Source organism: Streptomyces sp. NPDC040405 (assembly GCF_055595765.1).
This window is the reverse complement of record NZ_JBVIVI010000008.1, coordinates 73,693-92,011: the sequence shown is the minus strand read 5'-3', so window position 1 is coordinate 92,011 and position 18,319 is coordinate 73,693. Positions and strand designations below refer to the sequence as shown.

The 18,319-nt window shown below is 71.8% G+C and carries 2 protein-coding genes (1 of these 2 cut by a window edge); both read right to left on the bottom strand.

Annotated elements, in window-relative coordinates; genetic code table 11:
• Window positions 1–17,959, bottom strand: partial view of a lonely Cys domain-containing protein gene (locus tag ACZ59A_RS29605; protein ID WP_470964647.1) — the start only. 29,840 nt of this gene lie to the left of the window's left edge; 17,959 of the gene's 47,799 nt are visible here — the first part of the coding sequence; it begins with the start codon at window positions 17,957–17,959; its stop codon lies off the left edge, out of view.
• Complete coding sequence (locus tag ACZ59A_RS29600; protein ID WP_470964644.1) at window positions 17,960–18,319, bottom strand: hypothetical protein; 360 nt, start codon at window positions 18,317–18,319, stop codon at window positions 17,960–17,962.

Here is an 18,319-nt window from a genome sequence, read left to right as displayed (position 1 = left end):
GGCCGGGCACTCCCGTCCAGTTCAGGCCCGGGGCCCGGGTGCCGTCCGTGGTGAAGCGGTGGTTCGCGTAGCGTTCCGCGTCCTTCTCGGCGCGGTACGCCGCCACCTCCGCCAGGCTGCCCGCGCGGCCGTCCCTCATCGCCAGGTCGGTCACCGCGTACAGGTCCGCGCGAAGGGCGTTGGTGAGCGGCGTGGCGTCGTCCAGGCCCAGGACGCGCCTGACCAGGGCGGCCAGGCGGAACGGACCGTCCCGCAGATCGGGCTCGGCCTGCCGCAGCTCGTCCAGCCGCAGTGCCGTCGCCGCGTGCCGGTGGGCGGTGATCCCGATCGTCACCGAGGCGGCGGCCGGGCCCGGTGACGTCTTGCCGCCGACCACGTTGCCGCCGGTCGTCACGAGGATGGTGAAGTCGCGCGTCGACAGGCCCTCGCCGGCCGCGCCGAGCGCGGTCAGCGCCCGGCCGAGGTGGCGCCGGAACACCGCGGCCACCGCGTCGGCCCGCGCGCGGGCGAGCTGTCGGCCCGTTCCGCTGTCGTATCCGGTGATGCGGATCGGGGACCTGGGCAGCCTCGCCCGCTTGTTCCGCGAGCTGGTCTCGGCCACCCGGGCCGCCAGCCGTGCGATCTGCGCCTCCTCGTCCGCGGACACCTCGGCAGACTGCCCGTCGAACGCCACCGTGGTGGACCGCGGCAGCGCGGACGGCCCGGACGAAGAGGCGGCGGGCGTGGCGGAGGGAGCGGACGGCGCCGTGGTGACCGGAGCGGCCGCCGGATCCCCGACGGGCACGGTGTGCACCTGGTCCGAGTCGATCCGGGCGGCCAGCTCCGCGATCCGGTCCGCGGACAGGGCCGGAGCCGGGACCGCCGGGGCGGGCGCCTTCGCCAGGGCGCGCCGGAGCGCCGGGGGCAGCGGCGGCAGCGCCGACGTCGGTGCTCCCCAGGGCGACGGCGCGGTCACCGGGGGCGGGAGCGTGGCGCTCCGGGGCGCCGGGGGCGGCACCGGGAGCGGGGCGTCGGCCGGAGCGTTCGGGAAGACGGGGTTCGTGACGAGGATGTCCACGGCCATCGGTGCCGGACCGCCCGGGGACATCGGCTTCAGGGAGAGCAGCGAGTTCCGGGCGCCGGGCGGCGTGGTCCGCTCGGTGGGGAAGTCGGTCGTCCAGACCTGCCGTCCCAGCCGCTGGGCGAGTTCCAGCGCGAGGTCGGGAACGTACTGGTCGAGTTCGGAGATGTCCAGGAAGACGGGCGCCTCCAGCGGCTTGACGAGCAGATGCCGGTCGTGGGCCACCAGTTCGACGAACTCCGCGGCCGTCATGCTGTGGTGCTCACCGTCGGCGAACACCCGGACCTTGCCCGGGTTTCTGCGGTCCACCGTGGCCCGCACCACATACGGATCCGGCCTGTCCCGGCCCACCGCGTCCTTGCCCCCCACCCACGGCGCGTCTTCGAGACCGCCCGGCGTCATGACCTTCGACAAGTTCAGGGGCGGGGTGTTCGGCGCGTCCACCCAATGGCGTTCGGACGCCAGCCCCGGATCTCCGTCGGGGCGGAACCGGGCGGTGGTGTTCGTCAGGGCGCCCACGCCCGCTACGTACATCGCCCTCAGCATCGCGGGGTCGGCCCCGTCCTGCCCGCCCGCGAACATCACGGTCATCATCCACCGGGTGGCGTCGCGCATGGCGTCGTCGGGCACCGCGTCGAGGGCCTGGACGATGAGCCGGTCGAGGTCCACGCCGGGCTGGGCCAGGGCCTCGTACACCTTGACCCGGGCCCAGAACAGCCGGGAGAGCTCGGCGGGTCCCACGTCCTGCGGGCCGCCCAGTTGCAGCGCCTCGGCCGCGTCCTTGACCGGGTCCACACCGCTCAGCCAGGTGGCCGCCTCGTCCAGGGCCCCCGGAAGCCCCGGGGCGAAGGCCGTCAGGGCCGTACCGGGAGCCGCGTTCGCCGCGGCGGTGAGCACCGCGCGGTAGTCGTCGTGACGGGCCTCGGTCTGTCCCTTGGGCAGCCGGGCGGTGACGACCCGCTGGAAGAAGTCCAGGGTGAACCGGCCCACGCCCTGGAACCGCTGGTCGGCCCGGAACATCCGGTCCAGCGCGGCGGCCCCGCGCAGCAACTCCGCGTACGCCGGATCCTGGTCGATCCGGACATCGTCGTCGGTCTCGTTCCCGAGCGTCAGCCGCAGCGCCCGCACCAGCCGCAGCGTCGCCTTCCTCGCCTCCTCCGACACCGGCCCCGGACCCGTGTGGTATCCGATCGCCTCCGCCCGGCGATCCAGCTCCTGCGCGTCCGGCTCCGGGAAGAAGTCCACGAAGAGCCTAAGCCGCCCCTGGGGGTCGGTGAACGACATCAGAACGTACTCGCCGTCGATCAAGCCCACCGAGACCGCCCCGGTGGAGGCGCTGACCTTGAACCGGGTCTCGTTCGCGACGTGCTGCCCGACCGCGACATCGTCGAGCGGATCGGGAACGAAGACGCCCTCCAGGGAGTGCAGCGCCCCGGGGAAGACCTGGTCCGCATAGGCGGTGCCCGGAACGGCACGGTCATGGGGGGAGCCGCCCCAGCAGGAAACCAGTCGGATCCGGGCGCCCTTGGGAAGATTCCGCACGCTCTTGCGGTGCGCGAGATATCGCGCCCCCTCCCGAGCCGGGGCGAGATGAACGCTGCCGTCCGCCAGCACGAAGCCCATCGCGCCCGGGATGGCGTGTCCGTCCCAGGTGTACGTCGTACCCGAGGACGGCAGCGGGATCTTCCCCGACACCGCGCTCCACGTGACCTCGTTCATGTGGACGTACTTCGTCACGGTGGCGAAATGACGCTGGTCGGTCTCCGTCTTTCCGACGACTTCACTTTCCGGCAGGCCGGAACGGCCGGCCTGGCGCTGCGACCCGAGGTCCATGAGGGTCCGGGTCTGCACCTTCGCCCACCAGGCCGGGGCGTCCGCCCTGCGGTCGGGCGCCATACCGGGCACGCTGGGGATCCAGTCGCCCCGGTGACGGTTCTCTTCGAAGAGCACGGAGACGTTGGCGGTCTTCTGGGCGTTCATGAGCGCCTTACCGGAGTGCGCCCACACCGTCCGGCCGGTCCGCTCCGCCAGCAGCCGCGGCAGATCCAGCCCCTGGTCACCGGCGAACGGAACGGCCAGCACGATCGGGTGGTCCTTCGGCAGGCCCTCCCGCTCCAGATCGCGGGCCACCAGCTCGGCGAACTCGTCGATGCCCAGTACCTGGGTCGTCCCGTCCGGCCACGGCACGGACACCGTGTTGTGCAGGCCCGAGGCCGCCACGAAGTAGGGTCTGGGCCCGCCTCGCCACGGAGCGAAGTCGCTGGTCACGAAGTCGGATCCGGCCGCGGGCCGGTAGACGTACTCGACGTTGTCGGGATCCAGCTCGACCACTTTGCCGAGGTTCCAGCTGAGGCCCGGGACGCGGGTGCCGCCCACCGTGAAGTAGCGATCCCGATCCGGGGCGATCACGCGCTGCTGGTAGGCGTGGTACGCGCCCAGCGCCCCCAGACTGGTCGCCCAGCCGTCCGCGGTGGCGTCGGTGATCAGCTTGTACAGCCGCTCGTGGCCGTCCGTGTCCACCGGCGCGGTCGGGTCGAGGTGGAGGATGCGGCGGGTGATGACAGCCAGGTCCAGCGGGCCGCTCGCCAGGTCGGGGTCGGTGAGCCGGAGGGCGTTCAGCGTCGCGACCGGGTCGCCGAGTTCGATCGTCACCTGACGGCGCATCGCCGCCACGTCCGCGTCCGGCGCGGTGCCCGTCTGTCCCACGTCCGCGCCGCGGCCGCGCCAGACGATGTGGAAGTCGTCCGCCGTGATCTGGCTGTCCACGGGGACATTCCCCTGGAGGCGTTCCAGTGCGAGGTCCAGGTCGTCCATGAACCGCTCGTACACGGCGGCCGCGCGCCGCAGCGCCTCGGATTCCGCGTGCTGCGGCGGGCCCTCGCCGTAGCCGAGGATGATCGCGGTGGACTTGACGAGGCCCTGGGTGCGCTGGTCCAGCCCGGTCCGGGCGAGTTGGTCGGCCAGGTCCCTCAGCGCCGTCCCGGTGTCCTCGGACAGCGCGTCGGTCCCCGGCGCGAAGGACACCCGCGTCAGCGGCGCGGGCGCGGACGCGGCGGCCGGGGGTGTGACCGGAACCGTGTGAATGGGCAGCGACGTCGCCGAGCCCAGCCCGGGCATCGGCGCACCGGGCGCCGACCGCAGCACCGGCCCGGGCTGCGGCCGGACCCGCGGCCGGGGCTTCGCGGCCGGTGCGTCGTCGGGGGCGACGACCGACTCGGTGTCGGAGTCGGAATCCGAATCGAAGACCGAGCTGACGTCGGTGTCGCTCCCGGAATCGCTCCCGGAGTCGAAGAGGACCGACTCGGTGTCCGACTCGGTGTCCGACTCGGAAGCCCTGAACGGCTCCATCGATGTGGTGAGTTCGATGGTCGTCTGCCGCAGCGCCTCCGGGTCCATCCCGGACTCCAGTCCCCCGCCACGGCTGCGCGCGGTGAACCGGAGCCCTTCCGTGGTCAGCCGATCCACCCACGGAGTGTCCTCCGCCTGAAGCCGCATCAACGCATCGTCCAAGTGCTCCTGGAACCACTCCAGAACCACCTCGGCCCGCTCCTGACCCAACACCCGAGCCTGATCCCCAGGCCCCTCACCGAACCCGGTGACCACAAAAGACCGCAACGGCCGCCCCGCACGCCACTCCGCCAACACCGACGGCGCCACCTCACGCGCCAAATCCTCTATATCCGCCACATCGTCCTCGGACAACATCGCCGAACCCGCGTCGAACCGCACCGCGAACGCCCGCCCCACCGCCGGAGCCGACATCGCCTCCGCGGCGGAACGGCTGGCGGGGGGCGGGACCGGAAGGGGCGAGGTCTCCGGGTTCTGCGGGTCGACGGGGTCCGTGGCGCGCCATTCCAGGGCGGTCCGGCCGCTGCCGCCCTGGGCTGACGGGATCAGGGCCAGCACCGGGCGCACGGCGTTCTTGAGCATCGTCTGACGCGAAATGGCCGAGGTCGACCAGATCCGCCGGCCGAGTTGCTGGGCCAGGGTCCGCGCCAACCCGGGGATGTGGCGGTCGAGTTCGGCGATGTCCAACAGGACCGGCGTCGTCAAGGGCAGGCTGCGCAGCCCTTCGTCCCGGTTCAGCAGCTCGGCGAACTGTTCGGGCGTCAGGCTCCTGGTGGTGGACCTGAAGGTGACGAGCACACGGCCAGTGGCGTTCGGGTCCACCGTGGCCCGCACCACGTAGGGAAGGGTTTTGCTCCTGCCGTCCGCGTCCTTCCCCGCCCAGGGGGCGTCATCCAACGCCCCGGAGACCCAGAACTTCGAGAGGTACGGGAAGTCGCCCTTGGCCCCGGGCAGGAAGTCGCGGCCGGACACCTCGTCCGGAACCTGGGGCGCGTGCAGGGCGGTGTTGTCCGCCAGGGCGCCCTTGTTGTCGAGGTGGAACCCGACCAGCACATCCGGGTCGGAACCGTCGAGCCCGTCGACGTACGCCGTCATGACCAGCTTGCGGACGAAGTCGCGGTGCGGGGTCTTCACCTCGGCGGTGGAGGGCAGTGCCAGGAGCTGAGCGGCCAGCCGGTCGATGTCGGACTCCCGCCACGCCTCCAGCATCTTGACCCGCGCCCAGAACATCCGGGACAGCTCGCCGTCACCCACCGCGTCGGGTCCGGCCAGGAGCAGCGTCTCGACGGCCGCGTCGACGACGTTCTCGGTCTTGAGCCAGCGGGCGGCACGGTCCAGCGACGCGGACAAGGTCACGAAGTCGTCCAGCCTCGTCCCCGGGGGGTTGCCCGCCGCAGCGATCAGCACCTCCCGGTAGTCGTCCTGGCGCGCCGGTGTGCCCTCGGGAAGCGTCGCCGCCACGACCCGCTGGAAGAAGTCCAGGGTGAACGGGCCCGCGTCACTGAACCGCGCGTCGAGCCGCCACATCCGGTCCAGCGCGGCGGCCCCGCGCAGCAGCTCCGCGTACTCCGGGTCCTGCCCGATCCGTACGTCGTCGTCGATCTCCTTGCCCAGTGTCAGCCGCAGCGCCCGCACCAGCCGCAGCGTCGCCTTCCTCGCCTCCTCCGACACCGGCCCCGGACCCGTGTGGTACCCGATCGCCTCCGCCCGGCGGTCCAGCTCCTCGGCATCCGGCTCCGGGAAGTACTGCTCGTAGGACCCCCGCCGCCCCCGGATATCGGTGTACAGGACCCGGATCTGCTCGCCCTGGCGGGGCGACGTCCCGTCCAGCCGGACGGTGCAGTTCACCTTCTTCCGGGTCTTGTTCGCGAAATGCTGCCCCACGGCGACGTCCGCGAGCGGGTCGGGGACGAAGGATCCGGCGAAGGAGGGTTCACCGACTCCGCGCTCGAACGTCTCGCTCACACCACGGTGCCGGGGCGAACCGGCCCAGCAGATCACCAGCTCGATCCAGTCGTCCTTGTCGAGCTCCTGCACGCTCCTGCGGTGCGCGAGGTACTGCGCCCCTTCTTCTTCCCATGCCTGGTAGTAGGTGCCGTCGTCCAGCGGGAACGCGATGTAGCCGGGCCCGCCGTGCGCGTCGAAGTAGTACCTGCGCACTCCCGGCTTGCCCCGGGCCGGCAGCGGGATCTTTCCGGAGACGAAGTTCCGCACTGCGGTGTTGTAGTGGGAGTAGTGCGTCATCGAGTCGAGATGACGCTGCCCCTCTTCGAGATTCTTCTTGGCGACTTCCTCGGGCCTGATCGCCGTACGGCCGAACCGCAGCCCCGTCCTCGCGCCGACCAGGGTCCGGCTGACCACCTTGCGCCACCAGGCCGGGGCGTCCGCGGTGCGGTCGGGTGCCAGACCGGGCACGCTGGGGATCCAGTCCCCCCGGATGTCGCCCCGCACGCCGACAGCGCCGACCGCGTACACGCCCGACCCGAGGTGGCCGACCGCGACGTTGGCGCTGTGCGCCCACACCGTCCGGCCCGTCCGCTCCGCCAGCAGCCGCGGCAGGTCCAGCCCCCGGTCACCGGCGCGGGAAGCGGCCAGCACGATGGGCGCGTCCGGGTCCAGGCCGGCCTGTTCCAGGTCGCGCGCGACCAGTTCGACGAACTCGTCGATGGTCAGGTCCCGGGTCGTACCGTCCGGCCACGGCACCGTCACGCTGTCGTGGCCGACCTCGGCCTCCACCATGTAGGGCCGCGGCGCGCCCTGCCACGGGGCGTCCTTGTCGCCGGTCACCTCAAGGCGGCCGTCCGAACGCTTGCGTATCACTGCCACCTTGCTGGTGCGCAGCGCGCGAACGGTCTCCGGGCCCCAGTTGAGGCCCGGGAAGCGCTGGCCGCCCACCGTGAAGTAGCGCTTCCGCTTGCTGGAGAGCACACCCTGCTGGGCGACGTGGTACGCGCCCAGCGCGCCCAGGCTGTCCGCCCAGTCGTCCAGGTACGCGGAGGTCACCAGGTCGTAGAGCCGGTCGCGGACATCGGCGTCCACGGTGGCGTTCGCGGGGAGGTGGAGGAGGCGGCGGGCCATGGCGTCCACGTCCAGCGGCCCGTACCGCAGGTCGGGATCGGCCTTGCGCAGGTCGTTCAGCAGCGTCAGCGGCGGGACGACGTCGGCCGTCACCCGGCGCCGCAGCGCCGCCACATCCGTGCCCGGCGGGGTGGGCTGTCCGACGTAGCGGCCGTGGCCGCGCCATTCGACGCGGAAGTCGTCGGCCTTCAGGGGGGTCGCCCCCGCGGGGGCCTTGGACTGGAGCTGCTGCAGCGCCAGGTCCAGGGCCATCATGAACTCGTCGAACGCGGCGGCCGCGCGCTCGTCGGCCTCCGTGTCCGCCTGCGCGTCGGTGCCCTCGCCGTACCCGGTGAGGATCACGGAGGCCGGCGGGATCTGCCGGTCGGGGTTGGCCAGGGCATCCTGGGCCACCTGGTAGGCCAGCCGTCCCAGCGTCCTCCCGGCGCTTCTGGACACCTCCGCGGACTTCGGCGCGAAGGCCACCGGCGTCGTCCGCGGCGCGGTGGATACGGGGGTGACGGCCGGGCTCGTGACCGGCGCGGTGTGCACCGGCAGGGTGACCTGACCGCCCACTCCGGGCATCGCCTGCCCGGACGACGCCCGCGGCTGCGGCTGCTCCGGCTTGGCCGGCGGCACCTCGTCGAGCCCGAAGAACGACGCGGTCTCGGAGTCGAGGCCGGTGGCCGAGTCGAAGAGGGAGTCGGTGTCGGTACCCGGGTCGCTGTCGGTGTCCGAGTCGAACACGGAGGCGGCGTCGAAAACGGAGTCGGCATCGCGTACGGATTCGGTGTCACTGTCGGTGTCAGTGTCGGGCCCGGGGCCGAGTACGGGCGGCGTGGTGTCCGGCCGCGGAAGGACGGCCGCGTCACCGGTCTCCGGGGGTGCCGGCGATACGGGGCTCACCGGGGGCGCCGCCGCCCCGGCCGGATGCTTGGCGGTGAAGCTGTTGCCCGTCGGTGCTTCCGCGAGGTGCGGCGAGGACTTCAGCCGCAGGACCGGGGGCCGCTGCGGATCGGGCTGGGACAGCCCGAGGGGGTACGCGGTCGAGTAGACGACCCGGCCGAGCCGCTTGCCGACGCGGTCCGCCAGGTCGGGGGCCAGCCGGTCCAGCTCCGAGATGGCCAGCAGGACCGGGGTCTTGAGCCCGGTGCCGAGCAACGGCCGGTCGTTGGCGAGAAGTTCGATGAAGTCCTCGACCGGAACGCGCCGCCGCACCCCGTCGTAGTACAGCCAGATGTAGTGTTCCGGATCCTTGGGGTCCAGCGCGGCGCGCACCACGTAGGGCGTGGCCCCAGCGGCTTCCCACTCCGGTGTCGAGAGCCCGTCGGGGGTCGCGACCCGGGTCGGGTCGACGAGCGGCGTCTTGTGCCCGGGCGAGTAGTCCCGGCCCACCACCGTCTCCCCGCCGCTCCTGAGCCGCATCTCGGTATCGGCGGAGAACGCGCCCTCGTGCTCCAGGTCGTACGAGGCCAGTGCCACCGTGTCGGACGCGTCACGGCCCACGGCGTACGCGACGGTGGCCAGGGACTGGAGGCTGCCGCGCCACTCGTCGTCCACCTCGGCCGGATCCAGGTGCAGCGCGCGGGCCGTCAGCGCGTCCAGCTCCGGGCCGGGCGCGGGCAGCGCCTCCTGGGCCTTGACCCGCGCCCAGAACATCCGCGCGAGCTCGGCCTCCCCCACCTGGTCCCGTCCGGACAGCCCCAGGGCCTGCACGGCCGCGTCCGCCATGTCGGCCCGGGTCGCCCCGGCCGCCGCCCGGTCCACCGCCTCGGGCAGCCTCACGAAGTCGCTCAGCGGCGTGCCCGGGGTGACGCCCGCCGCCGCGGTGAGCACCGCGCGGTACGCGTCCTGGTCCGGGACCGGCCCGCCTTCCGGCCGGGCCGCGACGATCCGCTGGAGCAGGTCGAGGGTGAAGAGCTTGGTGCCGGCGGCCCGTGGATCGGCCCGCCACATGTGGTCCAGCGCCGCCGCGCCGCGCAGCAGGGTGGCGTAGTCGGGGTCGTCCGTCACGTGGGCGTCGTCGTCGACCTCGTTGCCCATCGTGAGCTTCAGCGCCCGCACCAGGCGCAGTGTGCGTTTCAGCGCGGCCTCGGACGGCTGCCCCGGCCCGCTGTGGAATCCGGCCGCCCGTGCCCGGAGCCCCAGTTCCCCGCCGTCGGGCTCCGGGAAGAAGTCCACCGCCCACGACTCGTTGCCCTGAGGGTCGGTGAACAGCAGCCGGACCCATTCGGCATCGTGGTGCGCCAGCGCCTCCACGCGGGTGGAAGCGCTCACCTTGACACGGAGCTCGTTCGAGAAGAGCTGTCCGACGGAAACGTCCTCGAGCGGATCGGGCACGAAGGCGTCGGGGGCGGCCGCCGAGTGGTGCCGCAGGGACGGCAGACCGCGGTCCGCGGCGGTACCGGTCCAGCAGATCGGCAGGTTCAGCCAGTCGTCCTTGCCCAGGTCCGAGAAGCTCTTGCGCCTCTTGAGCCAGCGCGGCCCCTCCAGCCCCTCGGCGCGGTGCGTCGTCCCGTCTTCCAGCTGGAAGGTGACGTAGCCGGGGCCTCCGTGCATGACGAAGGTCCGGATCTTCGCCCCCGGCTTGACCTTCCGCTGGAGGCGGATCTTCTCGGAAGCGACCCCCGTGACGGGGTTGAAGTGGGCGAACTTGTTGATCCGGTGCGCACGCCGGAGAGCCGGTTCGCGGATGGCCAGGTCGCTGGGCGAGAACGAGGAACGCCCGGTCTGCCTGCCGTTACGGCTGTCGATCGCGGGCGAGGACACCACCTTGCGGTACCAGTCCGGAACGCGCTCATCCGGTTCGGGCGCCATGTCGACATCGGTGACGCCCCAGTCGCCCTCCGGGAGCCCCTCCCGGAAGGTCAGGCCGATGACGGGCCGCCCGCCGTCGCCCGGCTCGACCGTCACCTCACCGGTGTGGGCCACCACCATGTGGTCGAAGCGCGCGGCGAGCTTTCGCGGCAGTTCCACGTCACGGTCGCCGGCGTGCGGGATGACGAGCACGATCGGCACGTCATCCGGGAGCTGCGCCAACACCGAGTCGTAACTCATCAGTTCGACGAACTCGTCGATGTCCAGGTCCCGGGTCGTGCCGTCCGGCCACGGCACGGTGACCTTGTTGTGGGCACCGGGCGCGGCGATGACGTAGGAGGTGTCCGGCCACTGGGCATCCGCCCAGTCCTCGGTCGGCGTTCCGGTCTCCGGGATCGTGGTCGTCCTGATCCGGGCGGTGGACAGCTCCTTGTCGGGCAGCCCCAGCCAGTCGACGCCGGTGAACTGCCGGTTCTGGCTCCGGGAGCCCGGGGCCAGGAAGCGGTGGCGCGAGCGGAACAGGCCCTGGCGGGCGGCGTGGAACGCGCCGAGCGCCGTCACGCTGTCGGCCCGGCCCTCCCGGTGCGCCTCGACGGCCAGGCTGTACAGCCCCGCGCGCGCCGCGTCGTCCACCGGGGTGTTCCGCGGCAGGTGCAGGACGCGGCGGGCCAGCGCGTCCACGTCGTACGGGCCGTTCCGCAGCGCGGGGTCCTTGCGGCGCAGCGTGTCCAGCAGCGCCGCGGGCGAGACGACCTCGATCGTGGTCTGCCGCCGCAGCTCTTCCCGGCTCGTCCTGCCGGGCGCGGGATGACGCCGGACGTCGCGGCCGCCGCTGCGGTAGCTGAAGTCGAAGTGCTGGACGGTGAGACGGTTCGCCTCCGGCACGCCCGCCTGGAGCTCGTCCAGCGCCAGGTTCAGCTGGTGCGTGAACTCGTCGAGCACCGTCTCCGCGCGGTCCTCGCCCATCGCCCGCGCCTGATCGGCCGGGCCCTCGCCGTAGCCGGTGACCACACCGGCGGGCACCGGCTCCCGCGCGTGCTGGTTCCGCAGACCCGCCGCGGCCACCTCGTACGCCAGTTCCGAGATCTCGTCCACGTCGTCCTCGGACAGACCGGTGGACCCCGGCTCGAACCGAAGTGTGGTCACCGGCGAGGGCTCGGGGCCGTGCCCGGACGCCGGACCGGTCACCGGCGCGGTGTGCACCGGCAGCGAGATCTCCTGGCCCACGCCGGGCATCTGTGCCCCGGAGGCGGAGTTGGCCAGGCTGAGGGGGTCCGTTTTGGTGCCCGACTCGCTGTCGGTGTCGCTGTCGTAGCCGGAATCGGTGTCCGGCGGATCCGCGGGTCCGGTCGCCTTGGCAGCGGGCGGCGGGCTCTGCGTGATGACCGACCCGGGGGTATGCGCCGTGGTCAGCGCCGGAGGCTCGGTGCGTCCCCAGTCGTCCGCGGCGTTCGACTGTGCCGGGTCCGCCGTCAGCACGATCGTGTGCTGCTTCGCCGCGCTGTCGGCCACCACCGTGGCGGGGTGCGCGGGCCTCAGCACGGCCCTGGCCGTCCCCTCCCGGGCAGCCAGGGCGTCCGCCATCCTGGTGCCGCCGGGACCGGTGTCCGGTCCGATCAGGGCGATGGGGGTGGAGAGCGGGGTGGTGCGCAGGGCCTGCGCGACGAACGCGACGACCTCCTCGTACGGCACCTTGCGGGTGGTGCCGCCACGCCAGGGAATCTCGACGTGGTCCTGGTCGCCGTCGACCATCAGCACGAACTTCGGGTCCTGGGCGGTGCGGCTCTCACCGCTTCCGGTCGTACCGTCGGTCGACACCCGGTAGGCGCCCGTGTTCAGCGGGCCGCTGAGGGGCTTGCCCGTCAGGTTGAGGCCCGTCATCCCGCCGGTGGGCGAAGTGATCGCCGTGGCCGGGGAGAGCAGGCCGCTGCGCTTGAGCTGGTACGCGGCCAGGGCGACCGGGTCGTACACGTCGACGCCGGTCAGCGCGGCCCCCACCATCAGCCACAGGGCCATTTGCCGCATCGCGTCCGGGTTGGACGGCGCGCCCTCCACGTGCAGGATCCCGGCCGCCAGGGCATCCGGGTCCGGGTGGTTCATCAGCGCCGGCCCCGCCTTGGCGAGCGCCCAGAGCACCAGGGGGCGGAGGGGGTGGCCAGGGGCGGGGAGGGCCTTCAGCCCCATGGCGCCGAGACTCTGCGGGGTGAGGAGCCCCATCATGGCCGCGGCCCGGTCGAGGAGGGTGAGCGGGACGAAGTCGTGCAGGGCGACCGGGCCGGACGCGCCCTGGAGACGGCCGTGTGCCGCGCCCAGTACCTGCCGGACGGCGTTCTGGAGTTCGGCGGCGTCGGCGAAGGGGGTCGGCCGCGGCTTCGGCGTCCCCTGCTGTTCGAGGTGGGCCCGCACCACGAAGTCCAGCAGGTCCGGACTGAACGGACCTGCCTCGACCAGCTGCGGATCGTCGCGGCGCATCCGCTCCAACGCCCCGAAGCCGCGCAGGAGCTTCCGGTATTCCCCCGCCTGATCGTCCCTGTCGTCCTCGATCCCGTGCCCGAAGATGTCGCGCAGGCCGCGCACCAGCGTCAGGGTGTCGTGCCGGTCGGCATCCGAGACCGGGGCGGAATCCGGCATGTCGAACGCCACCCGCGCCAGCCGGTCCAGCACCTCCGGCCCGGGCTCCGACCGCAACTCCGACCACGCGCCCTGCTCTCCCCGGAGCGTGGCGTTGATCCCGTGCACGACCTCACCCGTCGCGCTGCTCCCCGCGAGGGCGTGCACCCGGTTGGGGACGAAGACCGGGTGGTCCTCCCCCAGCTCGTTGACCGCCTTCTGCGCCTGGGAGACGACCGCCCACCGGTTGGGCACGTACGGCGCGTCGGCGCCGTCGTGCAGGTAGAACACAGACCCGTCGAAGGCGGCGTCGCCCCAGAACGCCTCCAGCACGATCGGGGTGCCCTTGGGGAGCGCCCGCACACTGGGGCGGCGCTTGAGATAGCCGCCGACCTGTTCGCCGGCGGTGGCCCTGGCCTCGCCGTGACCGGCGTCGGACGTGGCGTCCACCGCGAAGAAGAAGCCCGGGAGGCCGTGCAGCAGGAAGTGGTAGGCGTCCCGCCCCTTCCACGGCACGTCCTCGGGGGCGCTGAGCGGCTGTTTGGTGACCGGGTCGAAGTGGACGTACGGCGCGTCCCGGAAGTCCCTGAGAAGCGCCTCCCGGTCGATCAGATCGGCATCGGTGAGGACGACACGGCCACCCGGCCGGTTGGTCCCGGGAATGGTGAGGGTGACGCTCTTGACGTCCCGGTCCATCAGCCGCGAGCCGTCGGCCAGAATGATGAACCCGTTCCCCGCCGTGGCCCACGCGGCGTCCGGGCCTAGGTCGTCGGGTAGTACGGAGACCCACTTGCCCAGTGGTATCCCCTGCGCCCGCTGGTCCAGCGGCGGGAGGCGGTACCGCTTCGTGTTCGGGTCGTAGACGAGCTGGGGCGTGCCGCTGTGCACTATCAGCCTCCGCCGGATTCCGGCGGAGATGGCCCGCGGCATCTCCAGGCCACCGTCGCCCGCGTGCGGCACCACCAGCGTCAGCAGGGCCTGCGGGTCCCGGCCGGCCAGCTCCCCGTCCATGGCGAGCAGTTCGGTCACCTCGTCGCCCGGCACCCGGCGAGTGGAACCGTCCGGCCACGGCACCACGATGTGGTCCCGTCCGCCCTCCGCGTCCACGAGGTAGGGACGGTTGCTGCCGGTCTGATCGGGGCCGGGCTTGACGGGTGGCGGTGTCTGCTGTCCCTTGAAGGTCCGGCCCACCACCGAACCGTCGTCCGGGGAGAACAGCAACGTCCCCTCGGAAAGCACATCGCCGCGCCGGACGAGGTGGAACGCGCCCAGGGCCCCCAGGTTCTTGTCCCTCCCCTCGGCCATCGCCTCGTCCACCAGCGCGTACAGCTCGTCGCGCACCGCCGCGTCCACGGGCGTAGCGGCGTCCAGGTGCAGGATCTTCCGCGCCAGCGGAACCGGGTCGAACGGCCCCTCGCTCAGCGCCGGATCCGCCCGGCGCAGCTCGTCCAGCCGCTGCACCGCGGCCGTCCCGGACGGCAGCTCGAACTCGACCACCACCTGCCCGGCGCCGCCACCCTGCCCGGATGCCTCCCCGGGCTTACGGCCGGACGGGGCGACCGTGAACGTACCCTCCGCACCCGGCCGCTGAAGCCCGGCACGATACGCGTCCGCCACCACCGTGGCACGCCGCCCCGCAGCGCCCGACTCGGACACCTCACCGTTGTCGTCGTAGCCGGTCGCCACCAGACGCGGCCCCGGAAGACCCGCCAGCACGTTCCGCGCGCCCGCCTCGACCACGCGCCCGACGAACTCCCGGATCCGGGCCCGCTGGTTGTTGCTGAGCTTCTCGGCATCCCCCGTGAAGTTGGTCCGGCTCGACACCGGCAGCACCGACTCGACGGGACCCCAACTCCGCTCCGCGCCTCCCTGCTCCGACAATGAGAGGGAGGCCATCCCGGCGATGGGAGCGGCGGGAGCGGCGGCTTCTCCGGGTGGGGGCGCGGCCTGGTGGCCCTTCGGCCCCGACGCCTTCTTTTTCTTCCCGGCGTTGGTGACGAACGTGTCGAAGCGCGGCCCGGCCCACACCCCGTTCGCGGTACGCACGGGCTCCCCGGTCGGCGTCTCCGCCACCGGCGCCGACACCGACCTGGGCACCGGCTCGGTGGCCGGGGCGTCGGCGAGGTCGATGAACGCCTCGGTGTCGGGGACGGACGCCGAGGTGTCGGCCGGAGTGGGCGCCGGGTCGGCCGGGAGGTCGGTGGACGTGGTGGCGGTCGGCTTCGGCGGGAGCGGGGCGGCCGGGGTGGTCGGCTTGGCCGGGGCCTGCGACTCGGTGGGCGTCGCGGTGCCACCGGGGGTGGCGAGGGGTGTCTGGCCGAGGTCTTTCCGGAGTGTGTTGGCGAGCGCGAGGCCCGACGGCGCGTCCAGACCGTTCCTCAGCAGATGGTCGGCGATCTGCCGTACCGCGTCGCGGTACGTGGCCTCGGCGTGGCGGGAGTCCGCCAGGACCGGGGCCGAGACCGGCGGCAGCACCAGGGCGACGGCCGTGTCCCAGGCCCGGTCGACGTCGGCGGCGGTCGGCTGCGGTGTGGTGGTCTGCGCGCTGACGGGCTGGGGCGGCGGGGTCTGCGATGTCGCGGCGGGCTGCGGTGTCGCCGCCGGACGCGGATCGCCGTTCAGCGCCGCGCCCTTGAAGTCCGCGTACGCCCCGTCCCACGTCCGCAGCGACGCGTTGGCCGCCACGGTGTCGACCGCGGCCGGCCAGGGGCTGGGCTGCGCCATCAGCAGGCGTACCTGGTCGACCGGGGGCAGCTCGCTGACGGGGATCCGCGCGCCGGGGAGCGCCGCGACCGCTTCGTACTTGGAGGGCAGCGGGACGTCCGCCTCGCGCAGCGCGACCGGGGTGACGGTGGCGTTCGGGCCGTGCAGCCGGGGCAGGTCCTCCGCCAGGCCCTCCGGCAGGTCTTCCGTCGTGAGCTGCCGCGCGATCCACTCGCGCTGGTCGTCGTTCCGCTGCGGCTGGGGCGGGGTGTGGCCGGACTCGTTCGGGCCCGCGGCGTGCGGGGGTACGCCGAGCTCGCGCAACCGCGAGGCCGAGTCGAGGAGTTGGCTGTGCGCCTGCTGGGCGCGGGCCTGGGCGTCCTCGAACGCGACGGTGGTGCCCTCGCCGGTGTCGGCCCGGGGCTCCACGTCGTTGCCCAGCTCTTCGACGGTGCGGAGGGCGTCGGCGTACGTGGTGAGCGCGTCGTCGTACGTGGTGCGCGCCTGGATGATGTCGGCCTGGCGCTGGGCACCCGGGACGCCGTTTCCGGGGGTGCGCGGGGCGTCGCCGAGGTGCGGCGCGTTCTTGTCGAGGCCCGCGTCGGTGTCGGAGTGGGGCGCGGGGGTGTCGGCGGGGGCGTCGTAGCCGTCGCCGAGTTCCTCGTCGGACCGCGAGACGACCGGGACGTTCGACGGCGGACCGTTCAGGGCACCGGGGTTGTTCAGCGAGCCGGGGGTGTTGAGCGAGCCCGGGATGCTCGGGTTGCTCAGGGTGCTCGGGTTGTTGAAGGCGCTCGGGTTGTTCGGCAGGTTCTGCGTCTTCAGCGCGTCCGGGCCGGTGGGCGTGGCCATGGGGTTCGGCGTGTCCAGCACGGACGCGATGTTTCGGAACTCCGGGGACGTGTTGAGGGAGTTCGGGTCCTTGATGAGGTCCAGGCTCTTCGGATAGCCACCCGTGGCGCCCGGGCCGCCCGGGATGTTCGACGGCGTGACCGTCGGCGTGTTCGTGAAGGACGAGCCGGGATTGTCGCCGATGGTGCTGCTGTCGTACGACGTGATCGAGGAGGTGTCCGAGAAGTCGGGGTCCGAGTCCCCGTTGAAGTTGGCCGGGCGGTACGACAGGACGGACGAGGTGTCGGAGGTGTCGTGGTCGATCGGGTTGACCGGCGGCGGCGTGTTGCCGGTTCCTGGGGCGGGTGTGTAAGGCGGCAGCGAGGAGGGGCTGTAGGGAGGGGGCGGGGTTGCCGGGGGGTCTGGCGTGGGGGTGGGGTTCTTCGGACCGCCGTCCGGGGTGACAGTGGAATGGTTTCCGATGCCCTCGCTGAGGCGCTTGATCAGGATTGCACTGGTGTTCTTCTGGAACTCGGTGAAGATGTTCCCGTCGGGGAATATCTTGGTGTGCAGGGACTCGGAACTCTGCGCCACGGGCCCGTGCATGAATATCTCGGACACCCCGCTGAGGCCGGAGCCGACGAGGTCCATCCAGTTCCATTTGCCCAGGATGATGGCCACGGCGATCGTCTCGCCGAAGCCCTCGGCCGCGAACGATGACGGAATGTCGAATACCGCGTTGTTAAAATTACGTGTGTCGAAAATATTCTTGAACTGAATCTCGAACTTACCGAAAACATCCTTGCCGAAACTGTTCTTGAAGACATTCGACAGGACGCTCTTGAAGTTGAACGCCCCGGAAGCGAAGTGGCCGATGAAGAATCCGGCCAGTGCGCCGACCGCCGCCGAGATTCCGACGTCCTTCCAGTCGATCCCGTCGCCCTGCTGATCGGGGGGATTGATGCCCATGGCCACCAGCTGAACGCCGAGACTGATCACGGCTTCCTCGATCGCCTGGGTCAGCGACGGGAACAACTGGATGTACCGCAGGAGACGATCCACCGTCATCAGGATCGCCAGCCTGGCCCTCATCCGGGCCAGGATCATCTCCGAAGCCGAGGCGCCACCGGTGAACACGGAGACCGCCGCCAGGATCGCCAGCTCCAGGATCAGCGCGATGATCTCGCCGATGATCTCGAAGTGCGCCTTCTGGATCTGCAGGGACAGCTTGCCCTGGTTGTCGGCGAACAGATCCATCTGCTGCGCGAACTGCTGTAAGGCGTCGCCGCCGTTCCTGTTCACCACCTGGGACAACGACTGCTCATAGGCGTCGGCCACATTCGGCGGGAGGGAGTCCCTCACCTCGACGATCGAGTCCATGATCCGCGAGCGCATGTCGAGGATCCAGGAACCGAGATCCGTGTAGAGGTCACGGCTGACCCAGGCCTTGCTCGCCTTGGCCTGCAGCGGCTTTGTGCCGAGCAGGGCGAAGAGCAGGCCGTCGACCTCTTCGGGATACTCGATGTCGTACATCTAGCGCTTCCCGTGGCCACCGTCACGGTAGTCGTCCGCGTTCAGCCTGGCCTCGTTGATCTTGTCCTCGACCGCCCCGTGGACCAGCCCGATGCTGCGCAGACTCTCATTCACGGCCGAATCCAATCCGACCATGAGCTGGGTGACGCCGTCGAGAAAATTGAGGCAGGATTCGTTCTGAGCCAGCCACTGCGGCTCGGTCTGCTGGAAGAACTCGTCGTCGTCGCCGTTCCAGTCGTCGACATCCCCACTCAGGCGAGTGAACCGGGCCTTCGCCTCCTTCGGCGCCTCCGCGGTCGCTCGGATCCCGTGAAGGGCACGCTTCATGCCCGGGGGATTCGCCTCGTAATTGTTGTACAT

Coding starts and splice junctions, on each gene's coding strand:
- ACZ59A_RS29600 (WP_470964644.1), bottom strand. CDS start 18,319: ATGTACAACAATTACGAGGCGAATCCCCCGGGCATGAAGCGTGCCCTT.